At 62.0% G+C, this 16,940-nt stretch carries 15 protein-coding genes; 9 read left to right on the top strand and 6 right to left on the bottom strand.

Features of this window, described 5'->3' with window-relative positions:
• The first annotated feature begins 114 nt into the window (after positions 1-114).
• The 6 genes from ACV1FX_RS01405 (at position 115) to ACV1FX_RS01430 (ending at position 5,566) form a co-directional block, all read left to right on the top strand.
• Positions 115-1,065: an NAD(P)-dependent oxidoreductase gene (locus tag ACV1FX_RS01405; protein ID WP_473115742.1), complete on the top strand. Its 951-nt coding sequence runs from the start codon at positions 115-117 to the stop codon at positions 1,063-1,065.
• Positions 1,066-1,068: 3 nt separating this feature from the next.
• On the top strand, positions 1,069-2,019 hold the full coding sequence (locus tag ACV1FX_RS01410; RefSeq protein ID WP_473115743.1) for a fumarylacetoacetate hydrolase family protein: 951 nt from the start codon (positions 1,069-1,071) through the stop codon (positions 2,017-2,019).
• 53 nt (positions 2,020-2,072) lie between these two features.
• Positions 2,073-2,621: a cupin domain-containing protein gene (locus tag ACV1FX_RS01415; RefSeq protein WP_473115744.1), complete on the top strand. Its 549-nt coding sequence runs from the start codon at positions 2,073-2,075 to the stop codon at positions 2,619-2,621.
• Positions 2,622-2,663: 42 nt separating this feature from the next.
• A complete protein-coding gene (locus tag ACV1FX_RS01420; protein ID WP_473115745.1) occupies positions 2,664-4,073 on the top strand; it encodes an MFS transporter in 1,410 nt (469 codons plus the stop codon).
• Between the two features lie 51 nt (positions 4,074-4,124).
• A complete protein-coding gene (locus ACV1FX_RS01425) occupies positions 4,125-4,325 on the top strand; it encodes a ferredoxin (RefSeq protein ID WP_473115746.1) in 201 nt (66 codons plus the stop codon).
• A gap of 74 nt (positions 4,326-4,399) precedes the next feature.
• Positions 4,400-5,566, top strand: a complete 1,167-nt coding sequence (locus ACV1FX_RS01430) for a cytochrome P450 (RefSeq protein ID WP_473115747.1) — start codon at positions 4,400-4,402, stop codon at positions 5,564-5,566.
• Positions 5,567-5,739: 173 nt separating this feature from the next.
• On the opposite strand, the gene fahA is transcribed toward ACV1FX_RS01430, so the two are convergent.
• Both fahA and ACV1FX_RS01440 read right to left on the bottom strand, forming a co-directional pair.
• The gene (gene fahA / locus ACV1FX_RS01435) at positions 5,740-7,059 is read right to left on the bottom strand and encodes a fumarylacetoacetase (RefSeq protein WP_473115748.1); all 1,320 of its coding nucleotides are present in this window, start codon (positions 7,057-7,059) and stop codon (positions 5,740-5,742) included.
• A gap of 96 nt (positions 7,060-7,155) precedes the next feature.
• The gene (locus tag ACV1FX_RS01440; RefSeq protein ID WP_473115749.1) at positions 7,156-8,526 is read right to left on the bottom strand and encodes an MFS transporter; all 1,371 of its coding nucleotides are present in this window, start codon (positions 8,524-8,526) and stop codon (positions 7,156-7,158) included.
• Positions 8,527-8,932: 406 nt separating this feature from the next.
• On the opposite strand from ACV1FX_RS01440, the gene ACV1FX_RS01445 reads away from it, so the two are divergent.
• From ACV1FX_RS01445 to ACV1FX_RS01455, 3 genes are all read left to right on the top strand, one after another.
• On the top strand, positions 8,933-9,607 hold the full coding sequence (locus tag ACV1FX_RS01445; protein ID WP_473115750.1) for a TetR/AcrR family transcriptional regulator: 675 nt from the start codon (positions 8,933-8,935) through the stop codon (positions 9,605-9,607).
• A gap of 212 nt (positions 9,608-9,819) precedes the next feature.
• Positions 9,820-10,947, top strand: a complete 1,128-nt coding sequence (locus tag ACV1FX_RS01450; protein ID WP_473115751.1) for an FAD-dependent monooxygenase — start codon at positions 9,820-9,822, stop codon at positions 10,945-10,947.
• Between the two features lie 15 nt (positions 10,948-10,962).
• Positions 10,963-11,871 carry a VOC family protein gene (locus ACV1FX_RS01455; protein WP_473115752.1) on the top strand — a complete coding sequence of 303 codons (909 nt, stop codon included), beginning with the start codon at positions 10,963-10,965 and terminating at the stop codon, positions 11,869-11,871.
• A gap of 124 nt (positions 11,872-11,995) precedes the next feature.
• Here the strand turns inward: ACV1FX_RS01455 and lpdA are convergent, their stop codons facing one another.
• The 4 genes from lpdA to ACV1FX_RS01475 are packed head-to-tail and all read right to left on the bottom strand — an operon-like array spanning position 11,996 to position 16,938.
• Positions 11,996-13,390 carry a dihydrolipoyl dehydrogenase gene (gene lpdA / locus ACV1FX_RS01460; protein WP_473115753.1) on the bottom strand — a complete coding sequence of 465 codons (1,395 nt, stop codon included), beginning with the start codon at positions 13,388-13,390 and terminating at the stop codon, positions 11,996-11,998.
• A 4-nt stretch (positions 13,391-13,394) separates the two neighbouring features.
• Positions 13,395-14,660, bottom strand: a complete 1,266-nt coding sequence (locus tag ACV1FX_RS01465) for a dihydrolipoamide acetyltransferase family protein (RefSeq protein ID WP_473115754.1) — start codon at positions 14,658-14,660, stop codon at positions 13,395-13,397.
• Position 14,661: 1 nt separating this feature from the next.
• Entirely contained in the window at positions 14,662-15,675 is a 1,014-nt protein-coding gene (locus tag ACV1FX_RS01470) for an alpha-ketoacid dehydrogenase subunit beta (RefSeq protein WP_473115755.1), read from the bottom strand.
• A 3-nt stretch (positions 15,676-15,678) separates the two neighbouring features.
• On the bottom strand, positions 15,679-16,938 hold the full coding sequence (locus ACV1FX_RS01475) for a thiamine pyrophosphate-dependent enzyme (RefSeq protein WP_473115971.1): 1,260 nt from the start codon (positions 16,936-16,938) through the stop codon (positions 15,679-15,681).
• Positions 16,939-16,940: the final 2 nt, after the last annotated feature.

The following is a 16,940-nucleotide window of genomic DNA, read 5'->3' on the forward strand; positions in this document are numbered from 1 at the left end:
AGTCGAGAAGCCTCGCCGCAGAGGGTGGAGAAGGCGCATGCAGTTGCACGGCGCTATCGCTTTGGCCGTCGCCGCCGCGCGAACTGCGCCGAGCGGGGCTGTTGGCGGCAAGCAATGACCATCACGGCGGATCGCCAGGTTATCGTCCATCACTTCGGAGCTCGTATCAGCGAGGCGCTGGCCGCGCGCTGGCCGCAATTTTCCATCGTTGCGGTCGAGACCACGCGCGCCTGGGATATTCCAGACGAAACGTCCATTCTCCTGTGTGGGCCATTCAAGCTGCTGAAGCCAAGTCAGGTCGGCAAACCCGACAAGTGGCCGCGCGCGTTGCAATGGGTTCAGCTCGCCGCTGCCGGCGTCGATGGCTATCCAAAGTGGCTGCTCCATCATCCGATCGTGACGACGGCACGCGGAGTCAACTCCATACCGATCGCCGAATTCGCGATGGCGAGCATTCTTGCGCAGGCAAAGCGCTTTCCGTCGACCTGGGTCAAGAGCCCGGACGACTGGCGAGAGCTCCATCTCGACACGCTCGATGGAAAGACTCTCGGACTGATGGGCTTTGGCAGCATCGGGAGCCAGGTTGCTCGCCGCGCGCTGGCGTTCGGCATGCGGGTCATCGCCTGGCGCCGATCGAGCGTCGAGCCCATGCCGGAAGGCGTAACGCGCGCGGAAAGCCTTCATGATCTGCTAAAGGTGGCAGATCACCTCGTGCTGGCCTTGCCGCATACGCCGGAAACGCATTGCATCATCGATCGTGCAGCCATCGCGCAGATGAAGCCCGGCCTTCATCTCGTCAATGTCGCCCGTGGCGGGCTCGTTGACCAGGACGCATTGCTCGAAGCCCTCGACAATGGCCGGATAGCGGCCGCGAGCCTCGACGTGACTGATCCCGAACCCTTGCCGGCAGGCCATGCGCTCTACGTGCATCCAAAGGTGCGCTTGTCGCCGCACATGGCATGGAGCGGCCCCGGCACCATCGATCGCCTGGTCAACAAGTTCAATGACAACCTGGCGAGGCTGATCGAAGGCAAGCCGCTGATCGACGCGCTGACGGAGAGGTAGACCATGAAGCTTGTGCTGTTCGAAACCGGCGAGAAAACACCTCAGCGCCCGGGACTGCTGACGGACCGTGGCGTCATCGACATCTCCGCCGTTGCGCGAACGAACTACACGCCGCAGCTCGTAATGGAAGGCATCATCGATGACTTCGAGTGGCTGCGTCCCAAGCTGGTGGAGCTGGAGAAGAATGCCGATGTACTTCCGCTGTCCTCCATACGGTTGCGGGCGCCGTTGCCGCGACCGCACAAGATCCTCTGCGCGCTCGCGAATTATTGGGAGCACGCCCAGCGCGAGCCGCGCCCTCTCAACATGTTCATGAAGAACCCGGATGCCGTGATCGGCCCGGACGACACCGTTTGTCTGCCGAACTTCACGAGTCCATGGATCTTCATGCACGAAGCCGAGCTCGCCCTGGTCATGCGTGGACCCGCCAAATCGGTGAAGCGGGAGAACTGGCGTGACGCCGTGTTCGGTTACACCTGCTTCATCGATGTCACCGCGCGCGGAGAGGGCAGGCGCACGTGGCCGGCGAGTCAGCCGATGAGCTGGCTCGGCAAATCATTCGATACGTTCGCGCCTCTGGGGCCTTGCATCGTCACGTCGGACGAGATCGAAAATCCCAACGATCTTCACGTGCAGTTCTGGAACGACGGTCAGTTGCGCCACAACTACAATACCGACGACATGGAGCACCATGTCCCCGAACTGGTCGAATTCGCGACCACGGTGATGACGATGAAATCCGGCGACGTCATCGCCTGCGGCACCAATCACGAGGGACTCGGTGCGATCCAGGACGGCGAGACGATCGAGATCGAGATCCAGGGAATTGGTCGCATGGCGCTGCATGTTGCCGACCCGCTCAAGCGCACATGGGAGCGCGGAGTCTACATGGGCGCCGACTCGACCCACCCCGAGGCGGTCAAACGCAACCGACCGCGCAATCCATCACCTTAGCTGGACTCGGTTTACGGATTTCATCGAGACGCAATGTCGACCGTGAGGATATGATGCCAGCAGAACTTCCCCCGATCCGCCGTATCGTCACTGGAACCGGCCCAAACGGTCGCTCCTGTATCGTCGCCGACGGAGAGCCGCCGGTGATCTCGACCAATCCGGCACGACCTGGGCTGCGCCTTGCCAACATGTGGTCGACGAGTGCGACGCCCGCGCCGGTGGATGCACCCGACTGGATTGCCGAGCACAAGGTACTCTATCCACCAAAGAGTGGCACGATCATTCGCGTCATGGACATTCCGTCCGAGCCCGACGATCCCGAGAAGCTCAAAGCCTGGTTCGGTGGAACATCAAAGACGATGTTCCCGGATCGTGAAAGACGCGTGGTCGACAAGTCCCGACATCCCGGGATGCATATGACCGATACCGTCGACTACGCAATCGTCCTGTTCGGTGAAATTTACGCCATTCTCGAGGACAGTGAGACCCTGATGCGGGCCGGCGATGTCCTGATCCAGCGCGGCACCAATCACGCCTGGAGCAACCGTTCCGGAGCGATCTGCCGCATAGCCTTCATTCTCGTTGACGGCCAGCGCGACTGACAAAAGAAAACATCGACAAAATACAAAAAAGGAGGGGGCGCCATGGCGGACATCACGACGGTCCGATCGATTTCGCTTGTCACCAACCAGGACACTTCCGTTCTGGGCTCGGAGTCGGCTCGGCTTCTGGCCCGCGTGGAAGCATTACCGCTGTCGCGTTGGCATCTTAAGGCACGCATCATCATCGGTACCGCAACCTTCTTCGACGCCATCGACACAGTCGCGATCGGCCTTGTGCTGCCCGTCATCGGGCACGCCTGGCAGCTCACGCCGGGCGAAATCGGCTGGCTCATCTCCGGGGGCTTTTTCGGTCAGATGATTGGAGCGATCGGCTTCGGTCAGCTTGCGGAACGCATCGGACGTATCCGTACCATGATGTTCACGATTGCGATCTTCACCCTCGGCGGCATCGCAACGACCTTCGCCGCGGGACTGGCGAGCATGCTTGTGTTCCGGATGTTCCAGGGCCTCGGTATGGGAGCCCAGGTTCCGGTCGCTGCGACCTACATCAATGAGATTGCGCCCGCCTCGAAACGGGGATCTTTCGTGCTGTTGTATGAATTCGTCTTCGCTTTCGGCATCGTCATGGCCGGCTTTATCGGACGCTGGGCAATCCCGGCTCTTGGATGGCAGTCGTTGTTTCTCATCGGCAGCGTGCCGCCGCTGGTTGTGCTGCTCCTGCTGCGCCTCCTGCCGGAATCGCCGCGCTGGCTTGTTCGAAGCGGCAAATTGAACGAGGCCGAGACGGCAATTGCCCGCATCGAGCAGGAGATACGAGCCTCGGGCAAGGAGATTCCTGCTGCGCGGGCGTTGCCGCCCCTGGTCGCCACCGGAACGGGACAGTGGAGCGAGCTCTTTAGCGCCCGCTACCGGGCTCGTACCCTGCTCATCTGGATCATCTGGATGACCGTCGGCTTCATTAGCTGGCCACTGACCATCTGGCTGCCGACGATCTATCGCAATGTTTTCAAGGTGTCGCTCGAGCAAGCCCTGAACTTCGGCATGATCAACAATGTGATCATCCTGGCTGCCACGCTGTCCTGCGCGCTGCTGATTGACCGCACGGGCCGGAAGGCGTGGTTCACGGGAGCGTTTGTTCTGGCAGGAGCGGCGCTCTGCGGGCTGGGTATGCTGGGCGCATCTGACGTGACCGTCGTGTTCGTGCTGACCGGATTGACGCTGTTCGGTGTCAGTTCGCTCAACTTGGCGATCTATCTCTACACGCCCGAGCTCTACCCGACACGCCTGCGCGCCCAGGGGGTCGGCACTGCGCTCGCATTATCTCGCGTCGCGGGTATGACCGCGCCGCCGGTGATCGGCTGGGGCATGGCCAATAACGGCCTGGGCAACGTCTTCGCGGGGCTCGGCGCGATCGCGCTCGTGACGGCTCTGGCGACGGCGTGCCTTGCGATCGAAACGCGACACCGAGTGCTCGAGGAGGTCTCGCCGTAATCCTCAGCCGAGGCCGTTGTCGCTGAATATGGCTGTCGAGGGAGGAAGGTCGTGAAGGTCGTGGTCGATCGCAAGCGATGTCAGGGTTTTGGTCTCTGCCAGCAGACCGCGCCAAGTGTCTACCGTCTCGATGAAACCGGGGAGCTTCGCTTGAACCCGGATAATGGAGAAGTTGCTCCAGAGGACGAGGAGGCCGCAGCCGCGGGTATCGGAGCGTGTCCGCTGACGGCCCTTCAGGTCGTTGAGGACTAGATTACTGTGTCCCGATCGCTAGTGCTCCTGTTGGCTGCGCAACGTCGAACCACGCGATGAGAGTCTGAAGGACAATGGCTGGAGCAACGAGTTCTATCGATCTGTTTAGTGATGAGGTCCTGCTCGATCCCTATCCGAGGTATGCGGAGCTGCGAAAGCTCGGCTCATGCATCTGGATGGAGAAGGGCAGCTACTATGCGATACCGACCTATGAAGCCGCGCGACGCGTGCTTGCGGATCACGAAACCTTCATTTCAGGCGAGGGCGTCGGCCTGAATGCGGCCGGCAACAAGCTGCAACGCGGAACCATCCTCGCTTCAGACGGCGAATACCACAATCTGCTCCGCGCTGTCGTTGCCGAACAGGTATCGCCTCGCGGCTTGCGCGGCATGGCTGAGGAGATACAGGCGAAAGCCGACCAGTTGGTCTCGAGTCTTGCCGGTCGTCGCTTTGATGCAGTCGCGGACTTTTCGTCCCGCTTTCCGGCAATGGTTGTCCTCAACCTGATCGGCCTTGCGGAGGAGGACGCGCCAAGAGTGCTTCAGCTCGTCGATGGCGGTTTCAACAGGCTCGGGCCGGAGACTTCGCCACGAACCCAGCAAGCGCTCGGCAATCCGCGTGCTCTGGCCCAATGGGCGGCCGAGCTCATGGTGCCTGGCAAGCTGCGGCCGGGCAGTCTGGGAGATGCGGTTCTTGGGGCTCATCGACAAGGGCGGATCACGCTTGAGATGGCTCGCGCTCTCCTTGTGGCCTATCTGGCCGGAGGCCTCGACACCACGATCACATCGCTTCAGCACGCCGTGCGTCTCTTCGCCGAACATCCGGACGAATACGAAAGACTGCGTCGAAATCCCACGCTGGTTTCGTCCGCCTTCGCTGAAATCCTTCGAATCGCTTCGCCGCTTCACTGCTTCAGCCGGGCGGTTGCGCACGATACGAACGTCGACGGTGTCGAACTCGGCAAGGGAGCCCGGGTTCTTGTTCTGTTTGCGTCAGCCAACCGCGATCCAGGCAAATTTCCGGAGCCGGATCGGTTCGACGTATCGCGCAATCCGCTAGGCCAGCTCTCTTTTGGCTATGGTGTGCATGGTTGTGCCGGACAAGGGCTCGCGCGTATGGAAGTGCATGCCATTCTGACCGCAATGACGCGTTACGTTGAACGGGTGCATGTGCATTCGGCGAAGCGACGGTTGAACAATCTGATCCATGGTTACGAGGCCATGGACGCCAGCTTCGCCTGAATGGCTGGGCCGCGGATAGCGGTGACGCTCACCGCGGCCAAAAAAAATGGCGCCGCATGAATGCAGCTCATCCCTGCACCCGGATCAGCCGTACGCACCCGAGGGCTTATAGGTCGCGTTCGCCGTGATACGTTAACGCGACCCATGCTTCCATCCGCAAACGCGGTTAGCCGCTAAGATTTGAGGGCCGGAGTAACGACTGCCCGGCATTCCCCGAAGCCGATCGAGCGATAACCTTGCCGCTCGGCACGACCACGGAAGATGATTTCGTCGCCATCCTCGACCCAGGCGCGTTTTTCGCCGTTCGGCAGCGTCAAGGGCTGCGTTCCGCGCGTGGTGATCTCGGTGTAGCATGCGCGGCTCTCATCGTGAGGCCCCGAGGTCGTGCCGCTGCCGAACAGGTCTCCTGTTTGCATGTTGCAGCCGTTGCTCGTGTGATGGGTGAGCATTTGAGCCACGGTCCAGTACATGTGCAGGAAATTGGTTCGGCAGATCAGCGCGGGGCCTGAGCCGTCGCGGCGCATGCGCGGGGTCAGTACGCTGGCTTCCAATGTCAGGTCGATGCCGCCCTCCGCCTGATCGGTCTTGGAGAACAGATAGGGCAGGGGAGCGGGGTCGCCTTCCGGGCGCGGAAACGCTGGCGCTCGGAACGGAGCCAGCGCTTCCGCCGTGACAACCCAGCATGAGATCGTGGTGGAAAGGCTCTTGCTCAGGAACGGTCCCAGTGTGCTTTCCCAGCGCTGCATGTCGCGTGCCGACCAATCGTTGAGGAGGCAGAAGCCAAAGATGCGTTCGGAAGCATCGTCGATCGCGACCGGTTCGCCGAGCTCGTTTCCACGGCCGACATAGGTGCCGAACTCGAGCTCGAAATCGAGTTGCCGGGTCGGCCCGAATTCCACCTTGCCATCCGGATTGCTCCACTGGCCGTTGGGCCGGCGAACGGCCTCGCCGCTGGCGCGAACCGAGGTGGCCCGACCGTTATAGGCAATGGGCAGGTAGCGGAACGCGGGCGGCACCGGGCTGTCCGGCCGCGATAGCCGGCCGCCGCGTTCGGTGTGATAGATTGAGGTCAGGAAATCCGTGAAGTTTCCGATCGCCGCCGGCAACTGCAGTTGCGTCTCGCTCATCGGGACCAGCAGACTTCGGGCAGCGGCCTGGATTCGGGGGCGCTCAGAGCTGTCGGCGTTGAGGATCTCTGACAACCGCCGGCGTAGCGCCGCGTGCAGCGCGGGCTCGGCTGCCATCAATGCGTTCAGCGTCGTGCCGGTCGCAAGCTTCGCCGCAGTTTCTGCTTGTCCCTTCAACAGATCGGCTTCGAGGGTGGCCGGAAGATCGAGGATCTGGTCGCCAATGGCGACACCGACGTGGGGCGCCTGGGCACCGCGACGGAAGACACCGTATGGCAAATTCTGGATGGGAAAGTCGCTTTCCGGCGCGTTCGCGCTCTCCACCCAGCTACGCAGGTCCGGGCGATGTGTCTCGTTCAACTGCATCGGGTTTTCCTTCAACATCATTTCGGTCAGGCCGCCGGCTCATCGAGCGCAGTCGAAGAGCTGGAAGTTCAGTCGGGCAACGCGGTATACGCGATGCTACGGCGATATCTCCTCGAGCACCTTGTGCCGGGTCTCGGTGACCCAGATGAACGCCACGATGCTGCCAACGGCGGCGGCAGCACCGAATACCAGGAACACCGAATTCAGCCCCCACGTGCCCATCGCAAACCCAACGACGTTCGGCCCAAGGAAAGATGCGATGCGTGACCAGCAGCCTGTCGTGGTCATGCCGATGGCGCGGGCCCGCGTTGGATAGATTTCGGGGGTATAGAGATATAGGCCGATCGAGATCAGCGAGATGAAGAAGAACGCCGCTGAGCTCATGATCAGCACGGAGACAGGTGAGGACAGGTCGGCCCAGCCCAGCCACAGGAAGAACACCGCCGCGCCCGCGAATGCGGTACCGAACCACGCGCGGCGCTGAAATGTATCGATCCAGAGAGCGCACAGCAGGCAACCGACGAGGCCGATCGCCTGCGTCACCAGCGTGTAGATCATGGCCTCGCTAATGCTCAGCTTGAATACCGTGCGATAGATGCTCGGAAGCCATACCACCAGCCCGAAGTTGCAAAAGAAGCATGCACTCCAGATCACCCATGCGGTCAGGGTGCGACGGAGATATTGCGATCCGAACAAGTCTGCGAAGGAAGTCGCGCGGCCGCGGGTTTTGACCACCGGACGGACCGGCGGCAGCGGGCCGCTCGAGGACTCCACGGCGCGCTCGATCATGCTGACGACGGCGTCGGCCTCGGCGTGGCGTCCCTTGGTTGCGAGCCAGCGGGGAGATTCCGGCAGCATGCGCTGCATGGGAATCACCAGGAGTGCGGGAAGGGCACCAACGACGAACAACCACTGCCAGCCGATGTGAGGAACCACGAGCGCACCGACCACCACCGCAGCAACAAGGCCGATCGGGAACACCAACTCGTACAGCAGAAGGAAGCGGCCGCGTCGCTCGGCGCGCGATAATTCGGCGATATAGGTGATTGCAACCGGGACCTCGCCCCCGATACCGATGCCCTGAAGCGTGCGTAGAACGAGCAGTGAGTTGAAATCCCAGGCAAAGGCGCAGGCAAGGCTCAGCAGAGAGTAGATCAATGTCGACCAGATGATCGCCGGCATGCGACCGAAACGCTCGGCAAACCATCCGAAGAACAGCGCTGCCAACAGTTGGCCGAAGAAACTGGCCGATAGCAGCAATCCAACCTGACCTGGGCCGAGCTGCCATTGCGGACCGACGACCGGCAGCACATAAGCGATGACGAGCGCATCGAAGCCATCGAAGAACGTCGCAACTCCGATGATGAAGCGAGCCTTGAGATGCCAGCGCGAGATCGGCATGCGCTCGATCCGCGCCACCACGTCGTCGACCGATCCCTTCACGACAGCGGTGGCTTCACCGGTCATGCGCTTCCCTCCCGTTTTGTGTTCGACACTCGGCCGTCTGTCCGTTCTTCCCAGGTTCGGGATGATCGAGTTGCGGCTTTCAGCGTCGAATTATATTTCTTTTTCAAAGGAAAGATATTCCTTGAAAAAAGAATAGTCAACATGAGGGGGCGATGTGCGGCGGAATTATGAAAAGACGAAGTGGTCTGGTTTGCTCGATCTGGCCCCGCCGGGCGTCAGAATTTCAGGACGCTAGGACAGGACTGTCGCGCCGCCCGTGTCCGCCGATTGATTGATCCGGGTTCTGCCTTCGGCCGTCGGGCAGCCCCGCCACAGGCGATTCGGGTGGGGGAGGTCGTAAAATTGCGTTGTCACGGTTCCTCAACGCACTTAATGCTGTCCTGATAATGAAGCCAGCCGACATTCCATGAACACTCGCCCTCGTCGTACCAAGCGCAAACAAGGACGGCCGCAGAAGGACAAGCCGGCGGTGGGCCCCGAGGCGCTGATCGCGGCTACACGGCAGTTGATGAAGACGACGCCGCCTGCGCAAATCACCAGGCTGGATATCGCTCGGGTCGCAGGCGTCGATCCCGGCCTCATTCGATACTATTTTGGCGATAAATCCGAATTGATCAACGCGGCAGTCCTTCAGGTTGGTGCGGAGCTGCGCAAACAACAGGCCGATAATTCGGTCCGGCCGGGAACCGCGAGCGAGAAGATTACCCGGCGGCTCGGAACGTTGTTGGACACGTTGTTCGAAGATCCTTCGATCCACCATCTGATCATTCAGAGCATCATCCACGGTAAATCGAGGGACGCGCGCAAGGTTCGCGACGACATGGTCTACGGTGCGCTCAAGAACATTTCCGACATCGTCGATCAGGGCGTAGCCGAAGGCGAATTTCGCAAGGTCGATCCACGCTTTCTATTTCTCGCCATGGTCGGCGTATGCAGCCATCCGATGGCGGAGCGGGCCTTGTTCGGCGACCTCGTGGGCGAGGAGCTCAACCAGCAGCATCTCCAGCAGTATAAAGAGTTCGTGTCGCAGCTCTTCCTGTATGGTCTTGCGGGTGCTCCACCAGAAGGTAAGTCACGGTAAGCCAGCCGTTTCGGCGTCACCCGGCTGACGCTCCGCTCCGGAAATTCGCACCAGGCATTTGGCTGTTTTGCAGTGCGGGCTGCCACGTCGGGGATGCGTACCCGGCGGGTGGGTCTTGCCGGATCGACGAATATTCCCGCAAAAAAGAAATTGTCTTGACAGGCCGGAGCGACGCCGGGATAAGTCGCTCGGGAGCGAAGTGGAGTTTGCTCTTGAAAGAAACGCGCAAGATACTGATCGTTGGTGGGGGAATTGGAGGGCTGTCGCTGGCGGTCGGGCTCGGCCGCGTTGGCATTCGCGCGGACCTGGTCGAGATCAAGCCGGATTGGTCGGCCTACGGGGTCGGCATCATCCAGCCAGGAAATGCGATCCGCGCCTATGGCGCTCTCGGTATTGCTGACGCCTGTCTGCTCCGCGGCTTCGTCTATCGCCGCTCACTCTACTTTGATGCGGACGGAAAGCAGCTCGGCGAGCGCGTGATGCCGAAGGTCGATGGGCTCGACTTTGTCGGCTATTGCGGAATCCCGCGGCCCGTTCTGCAGGAGATTCTGGTCGACGAAGCGACCCGGAAGGGAGCCAGGCTGAAGCTCGGCGTGACCGTCGAAGCCCTGAACGACAACGGACGCGGGGTGGAGGTCGTCTTCAGCGATGGCGCCCGCGCGAGCTACGATCTGGTGGTCGGGGCCGACGGAACCTATTCCAAGATCCGCAGCATGGTTTTCGGCGACGGCCTCAAGCCGCGCTTCTCCGGGCAGGGGTGCTGGCGCTTTACCACCGAGAAGCCGCCCGGGATGGACTATAGCGCGACATTCTATGGTCCGAACAAGGTCGGGCTGATCCCGCTCACCAGCAAGACCATGTATATGTTCGTCACCACCTCGGAGCCCGGTAATCCCTGGATGCCCGCGGACTGCCTCGATGAGTTGATGCGAGCCCGCTTGCACGGTCATCGTGGATTGGTCGGCGAATTGTGTGAGCGCATCCGGAATCCGGCCGACGTCGTGTACAAGCCGCTCGAGACGATTTTGCTGCCGCCGCCCTGGCACCGTGGGCGCGTGCTTCTGATTGGAGACGCGGCCCATAGTACGACGCCGCACCATGCCCAGGGTGCCGCAATGGCAGTGGAGGATGCGGTGGTGCTTTCGGAATTGCTGGCCGGGGAGATCGATCTCGATAGTGTGCTCGATCAATTCATGGAGAGGCGTTGGAGCCGATGCAAACTCGTGGTCGAAGCCTCGGTTCAGATTGGCGATTGGGAACTCAATCCGACGCCCACCTCGATCGATGATGCGCTCGCGCTCAGTCATCATGTCCGTACCACCCTCGCACATCCGTTTTGACAAGGAGGAGAGTTCATGAGCATCCGTGGAGTCGACAGCGTCATCCTCGGCGTCGAAGAGATGGACGCCTCCCAGCAATTCCTCCGGGATTTCGGGCTGAACGAGCGCGAAAAGGGGCAGTCCGGCGCAGTGTTCGAGGCGCTGGACGGGACCGATCTCGTCTTGCGCGGCGCAAACGATCGTTCGTTGCCGATGGCCGTCGGTGCGGCGACCAATGCGCGCGAGATCGTTTGGGGCCTGGACAGTCACGAGGCGTTGCAAGCTCTGGGGGCCGAGCTGAGCAGGGATCGTCAGGTCGCCTTCGGTTCGGACGGCATCCTGCGTTCACGCGATGACACCGGCTATGCGATCGCGTTTCAGGTGACCAAGCGTCACAGCTATGACACGTCGCAGCCGTCATTGAACGTCGCCGGCGCAATGCCCCAGCGCGTCAACCGTCGCATCGATTTCAAGGCGCCGCATAAAGCGCGCAGCCTCGGGCATATCGTACTCTATGTGCCGGACCTCAACGCCGCGCGTGACTTCTATACCAGTCGCCTGGGCTTTCGAATTACCGATGCCTACCGCGGCCGGTCCTGTTTCCTGCGAGCGGACGGCTCGACGGATCACCACAACCTGTTCCTGATTCAGAAGCCCGAGATCCCGGGCGGGCTGCATCACATCGAATTCCACTTCGGCGACTTCAATGAAGTCATGATGGGTGGCCAGAGGCTGACCGAGAAGGGCTGGAAGACTTACTCCGGTCCAGGACGTCACGTCCTCGGCTCGAACTATTTCTGGTACTTCAAGACGCCGCTGGGCGGCGCCTTCGAGCTCGCCTGCGACATGGACCATGTCACCGATGATTGGGAAGCGGGCGAGTACGACTATACGCCTGACATGGTCGCTGCCTGGAGCACCAGCTTCACCTTGTATGGCCACTAGGTGAGTGAGGGCGCGTCCTGAGCCTCTCGCAGTTGTCGCGCCTTTTGCGGCGGACCAATACCTCAAGTGGATGGGGTTTCGGCCCCCCGTGGCGCGCACAACGGCATAGGCCGTGCCTGCACGTTTAAATATGGATCGCGTGCCCCAGCGACTTTAACGCTGCCTCGTGAAATCCTTCGCTTTGGGTTGGATGCGCATGGATGGTCGCGGCGATATCTTCGAGGCGTGCGCTCATCTCCAGCGCAAGGCTGAAAGCTGCCGAGAGCTCGGCGATGCCGGCACCTACACCTTGGATGCCGAGCAAGAGATGGTTGTCGGCCCGCGCCACCGTCCGGATGAAACCGTCCTCCCGATTCAGCGTCAGGGCACGGCCGTTGGCCTTGAACGGAAACAGATCGGTCTTGATGTCGAGACCGGTCCGGTCTGCTTCGCCTGGTGACAGGCCGACGCTGACGATCTCCGGATCGGTGAAGCAGATCGCCGGAATCGAAACCCGATCCCAGGCGCGGCGGTGGCCGGCGACGATCTCGGCCACCATCTCGCCTTGCGCCATCGCACGATGCGCGAGCATCGGTTCTCCCGTGACGTCGCCGATTGCCGAGATGCCGCGCATCGAGGTGCGGCATCGATCGTCGATCCGGATGAACGGCCCATCCATGTCGAGATCGAGAGTCTCGAGGCCAAAACCGTCTGTGGCGGGCCTGCGACCGACGGTAACAAGGAACTTGTCGGCCTCGAGTATCTGCTCGCCATCGGCGGTTTCGATCGCGAGCGCCGTGCCGCCTGCGACAAGCGATTTCGCCTTGGCGCCTGTCAGGACTGTGACTCCCAGCGCGCTCAGGTGCCTGGCGACGGGGCCGGTCAGCTCGCCGTCATATTGCGGGAGAATACGTGACGTGGCCTCGACGACGGTGACTGTCGCACCCATTTTCGCGAACGCGGTGCCGAGCTCGAGGCCAATGTAACCGCCGCCGACCACAACAAGCCGCTTCGGGACCTCGGTGAGCGCCAATGCCCCGGTGGAGGAGATCACACGGCCTCCGAATGGAAGAGCCGGCAGAGCAACCGGCTCGGAGCCCGTCGCGATCACCACGGTTTCGGCATGGATCACCTGTGGGCCGGATGGTTCCTCGACGACAACGGTCTTGCCGTCGCGGAAACGGGCATATCCTCTCACGAGCCTGACGCCTGCGCGCTTCAGTAGACCGGCCACACCCCCGTTCAGGCGCCGGACGATGTTGTCCTTCCAGGTGACGGTCTTGACGAAATCGAGTGACGGTTTCGTCGCGGAAATTCCGAGCGCGTTCTTGCCGTCCGCGGCGTGCGCAACGGTTTCGTACTCGGTGGCCGCGTGGATCAGCGCCTTCGAGGGAATGCAGCCGACGTTAAGGCAGGTGCCGCCGGCTTTTTCAGCTTCGACGATGACCGTATCGATGCCGAGCTGTCCAGCTCGGATTGCGCAGGTATAACCGCCGGGGCCGGCGCCGATGACAAGGAGCTTGCAGGTGATCTCGTTCATCGTTCTATGAGCCAATGAAGATCATGGCCGGCGTTTCCAGCAGCAGCTTGATGCGTTGCACGAACTGAGCGGCGTCAAAACCGTCGATCACGCGATGATCGAAGCTGGACGACAAGTTCATCATCTGACGCGGCACGAAGGCCGAGCCGTTCCAATGCGGGCGGATGGCGATCCGGTTGACGCCGACGATCGCGACTTCCGGATGATTGATGATGGGCGTCGTCGCGAGCCCGCCCGATGCGCCGAGCGACGTGATCGTGATGGTCGAGCCGGTGAGTTCGTCGCGGGTCGCATTGCCATTCCGAGCCGCTTCGGCGAGCCGCGTGACTTCGGTAGCGCAACTCCAGATGTCGCGCGCTTCCGTATGCCGGACGACGGGAACCACCAGGCCTGCCGGCGTTTGCGTGGCGATCCCGATATGAACGCCCGCGTGCTGACGTACTATCCCGGCCTCGTCGTCGAAATGGGCATTGAGATGCGGCTGTTTGGCAATCGCGCACACCATGGCGCGCATCAGGAACGGCAATAACGTCAGCTTGGGCTTGTCCGGCCGCTTCTCGTGGTTGACCTTCGCGCGCAAATCCTCAAGCGCAGTGACATCGACTTCTTCGACATAACTGATGTGTGGAATGCGCGAGCTCGCAATCGACATCTTCTCGGCGATCTTGCGGCGCAGGCCGACGATCTTTATTTCGGTTACCGCGGTTTGTGCCGGATAGGGCGCCGCTGTCGCGCCGGTGCGGCCGTGTGCGAGATGGGCGTCAAGATCGTCGTGGGTGATCCGTCCGGCCGGGCCCGTGCCGCGTAGCTGGCGCAAGTCGATGCCTGCTTCGCGCGCACGAAGCCGGACGGCGGGGGCGGCCAGAGGCCGTTCGCTCGCCTGGTATAGCGGCGCTACGGAGGGCTGCGATCTCAGTGTGAGGGGCGGCGTGCTTGACGGGGGGCTTGCGGCAGCGTCGGGCTTTTCAGTGGAGAAGCTTGCCGTGCGCGGCGCCACCTTCGCCGCTTCGGGCGCCGGCTCGTTCCTGCCGCCCACATCCAGCCGAACGAAGTCCGAGCCGATGGCGAGCATGTCGCCCACCTTGCCGGCGAGCCAGACGACGCGGCCTTCGGCGGGCGAGGGGATTTCCACCGTTGCCTTGTCGGTCATGACGGCGCCGAGCACGGCGTCTTCCCGGACGACGTCGCCGACCTTCACGTGCCATTCCACGAGCTCGGCTTCCGCAATGCCTTCGCCGACGTCGGGCAGCCTGACGACGCGCTCGGCCATCTCAGGCCTCCAGCGTTTCGACCAGCGCGCGGGCGATCCGCGCGGGTCCTGGGAAGTAGTCCCATTCCTGCGCATGCGGGTAGGGCGTGTCCCAGCCGGCGACGCGCGCGATCGGTGCTTCCAGATGATAGAAGCATCGCGTCTGCACCAGCGCGCAGAGCTCGGCTCCGAATCCGGAGGTCAACGTCGCCTCATGCACGATCACACAGCGTCCGGTCTTCTTGACCGAAGCTTCAATGGTGTCGAGATCAAGCGGCAGCAGCGAGCGAAGATCGATGATCTCGGCGTCGATCCCGGTCTCGGTCACTGCGCTCTCGGCGACGTGAACCATCGTGCCGTAGGCAAGGATGGTGACGGCGTTCCCCTGCCTGCGGATTGCCGCGCTACCGAGTGGAATTGCAAAATGTCCGTCGTCGACCTCGCCAAGATCATGCTTCGACCATGGGGTCACCGGTTGGTCATGATGGCCGTCGAACGGACCGTTATAGAGACGCTTGGGTTCGAGAAAGATCACGGGATCGGGATCCTCGATCGCCGAGATCAGAAGGCCCTTGGCGTCGCGCGGGTTCGACGGCACCACCGTCTTGATGCCGCAGACATGGGTGAACAGCGCTTCCGGGCTCTGGCTGTGCGTTTGCCCGCCAAAGATGCCGCCACCGGTCGGCATGCGCACCACGAGAGGGCAGGTGAATTGACCGTTGGAGCGGTAGCGCAGCCGCGCGGCCTCTGAGACGATCTGATCGTAAGCCGGATACATGTAATCGGCGAACTGGATCTCGACACAAGGTTTCAATCCATAGGCCGCCATGCCAACGGCGATGCCGACGATGCCGAGCTCACTGATCGGGGTATCGAAGCAGCGGCTCGTTCCGTATTTCGCTTGCAGGCCCTGGCTCGCACGAAACACGCCGCCAAAGTAGCCGACGTCCTCGCCGAATACGACCACGTCTTCGTCGCGCGACATCATGACGTCCATGGCATCGCGGATCGCTTCGATCATTGTCCGTCGTGGCATGGTTCAGACCCCGGCTTCCTGGCGCTGGCGACGCAGGTGCGGCGGCATCTCGGCGAAGACGCCCTCGAACATGTCGCGCGCGGAGGCATGCTCGGGAGAATGCAGCGTGCCGTGGCTTTCCGCCTCCTTCTGCGCGGAGATCACGGTGTCCGTGATCTCGGCCTCGGCCTGCTTGTGCCGCTCCTCCGACCAGGCGCCGCGCACGATCAGGTGGTTCTTCAGCCTGATCACGGGATCTCCCAGTGGCCATGCCTCGGATTCGGTCTTCGGCCGATAGCCCGCGGGATCGTCCGAGGTGGAATGCGCGCCGACGCGATAGGTCACGTGCTCGATCAGGGTCGGGCCGAGGTTGCGGCGTGCACGCTCGCAGGCCCATTTCGCGACCGCATGGACCGCAAGGTAATCATTGCCGTCGACGCGCAGCGCGGGAATGCCGAAGCCAAGACCGCGCGCCGCGAAGGTACCCGAGCCGCCGCGCGCGATGCCCTGGAAGGTCGAGATGGCCCACTGATTGTTGACGATATTGAGCACGACCGGCGCGCGATAGGTCGAGGCGAACACCAGCGCCGCGTGGAAGTCGGATTCGGCGGTTGCGCCGTCGCCGATCCACGCAACGGCGATCTTGGTATCGCTCTTGATCGCAGATGCCATCGCCCAGCCGACCGCCTGGATGTACTGGGTGGCAAGATTGCCTGATATCGAGAAGAAACCGTGCTCCCGGGAGGAATACATCACGGGCAGTTGGCGCCCCTTCAGGGGATCGTGCGTGTTGGAGTAGATTTGACAGGCCATCTCGACCAGCGAATAGCCATCGGCGATCAAGAGCCCTGCTTGGCGGTAGGTCGGAAAATTCATGTCGCCCGGCAGAAGCGCCTTGCGGAAGGCGCAGCTTACCGCCTCTTCGCCCATATGCTGCATGTAGAACGACGTTTTGCCCTGACGCTGTGCCATCTGCATGCGGGCATCGAAGGCGCGCAATGTCATCATGTGGCGCAAGCCTTCGAGCAATTCGTCGTCGCTGAGCTGGCCCGCCCAGGGACCGACGGCCTCGCCGTCGCGATTGAGTACACGGATGACGGAAAACGCGAGGTCGCGTATGGCTTCGGCGTCGACATCGACTTCTGGACGATCGACCTGACCCGCGCGAGGAATGCGAATGTTCGAGAAATCGGGCCTGCCGCCCGGGCGCACCGCCGGTTCCGGCACGTGCAGCTTCAACGGCGTAGGCGTTTCGGACTGAACCGCCTTGCCCTGCGCGATCATGG

Source organism: Bradyrhizobium ingae, assembly GCF_055791185.1.

Coding starts and splice junctions, on each gene's coding strand:
- lpdA (WP_473115753.1), bottom strand. CDS start 13,390: ATGAACGAGATCACCTGCAAGCTCCTTGTCATCGGCGCCGGCCCCGGC.
- ACV1FX_RS01415 (WP_473115744.1), top strand. CDS start 2,073: ATGCCAGCAGAACTTCCCCCGATCCGCCGTATCGTCACTGGAACCGGC.
- ACV1FX_RS01440 (WP_473115749.1), bottom strand. CDS start 8,526: ATGACCGGTGAAGCCACCGCTGTCGTGAAGGGATCGGTCGACGACGTG.
- ACV1FX_RS01410 (WP_473115743.1), top strand. CDS start 1,069: ATGAAGCTTGTGCTGTTCGAAACCGGCGAGAAAACACCTCAGCGCCCG.
- ACV1FX_RS01420 (WP_473115745.1), top strand. CDS start 2,664: ATGGCGGACATCACGACGGTCCGATCGATTTCGCTTGTCACCAACCAG.
- fahA (WP_473115748.1), bottom strand. CDS start 7,059: ATGCAGTTGAACGAGACACATCGCCCGGACCTGCGTAGCTGGGTGGAG.
- ACV1FX_RS01455 (WP_473115752.1), top strand. CDS start 10,963: ATGAGCATCCGTGGAGTCGACAGCGTCATCCTCGGCGTCGAAGAGATG.
- ACV1FX_RS01465 (WP_473115754.1), bottom strand. CDS start 14,660: ATGGCCGAGCGCGTCGTCAGGCTGCCCGACGTCGGCGAAGGCATTGCG.
- ACV1FX_RS01475 (WP_473115971.1), bottom strand. CDS start 16,938: ATGATCGCGCAGGGCAAGGCGGTTCAGTCCGAAACGCCTACGCCGTTG.
- ACV1FX_RS01405 (WP_473115742.1), top strand. CDS start 115: ATGACCATCACGGCGGATCGCCAGGTTATCGTCCATCACTTCGGAGCT.
- ACV1FX_RS01430 (WP_473115747.1), top strand. CDS start 4,400: ATGGCTGGAGCAACGAGTTCTATCGATCTGTTTAGTGATGAGGTCCTG.
- ACV1FX_RS01470 (WP_473115755.1), bottom strand. CDS start 15,675: ATGCCACGACGGACAATGATCGAAGCGATCCGCGATGCCATGGACGTC.
- ACV1FX_RS01445 (WP_473115750.1), top strand. CDS start 8,933: ATGAACACTCGCCCTCGTCGTACCAAGCGCAAACAAGGACGGCCGCAG.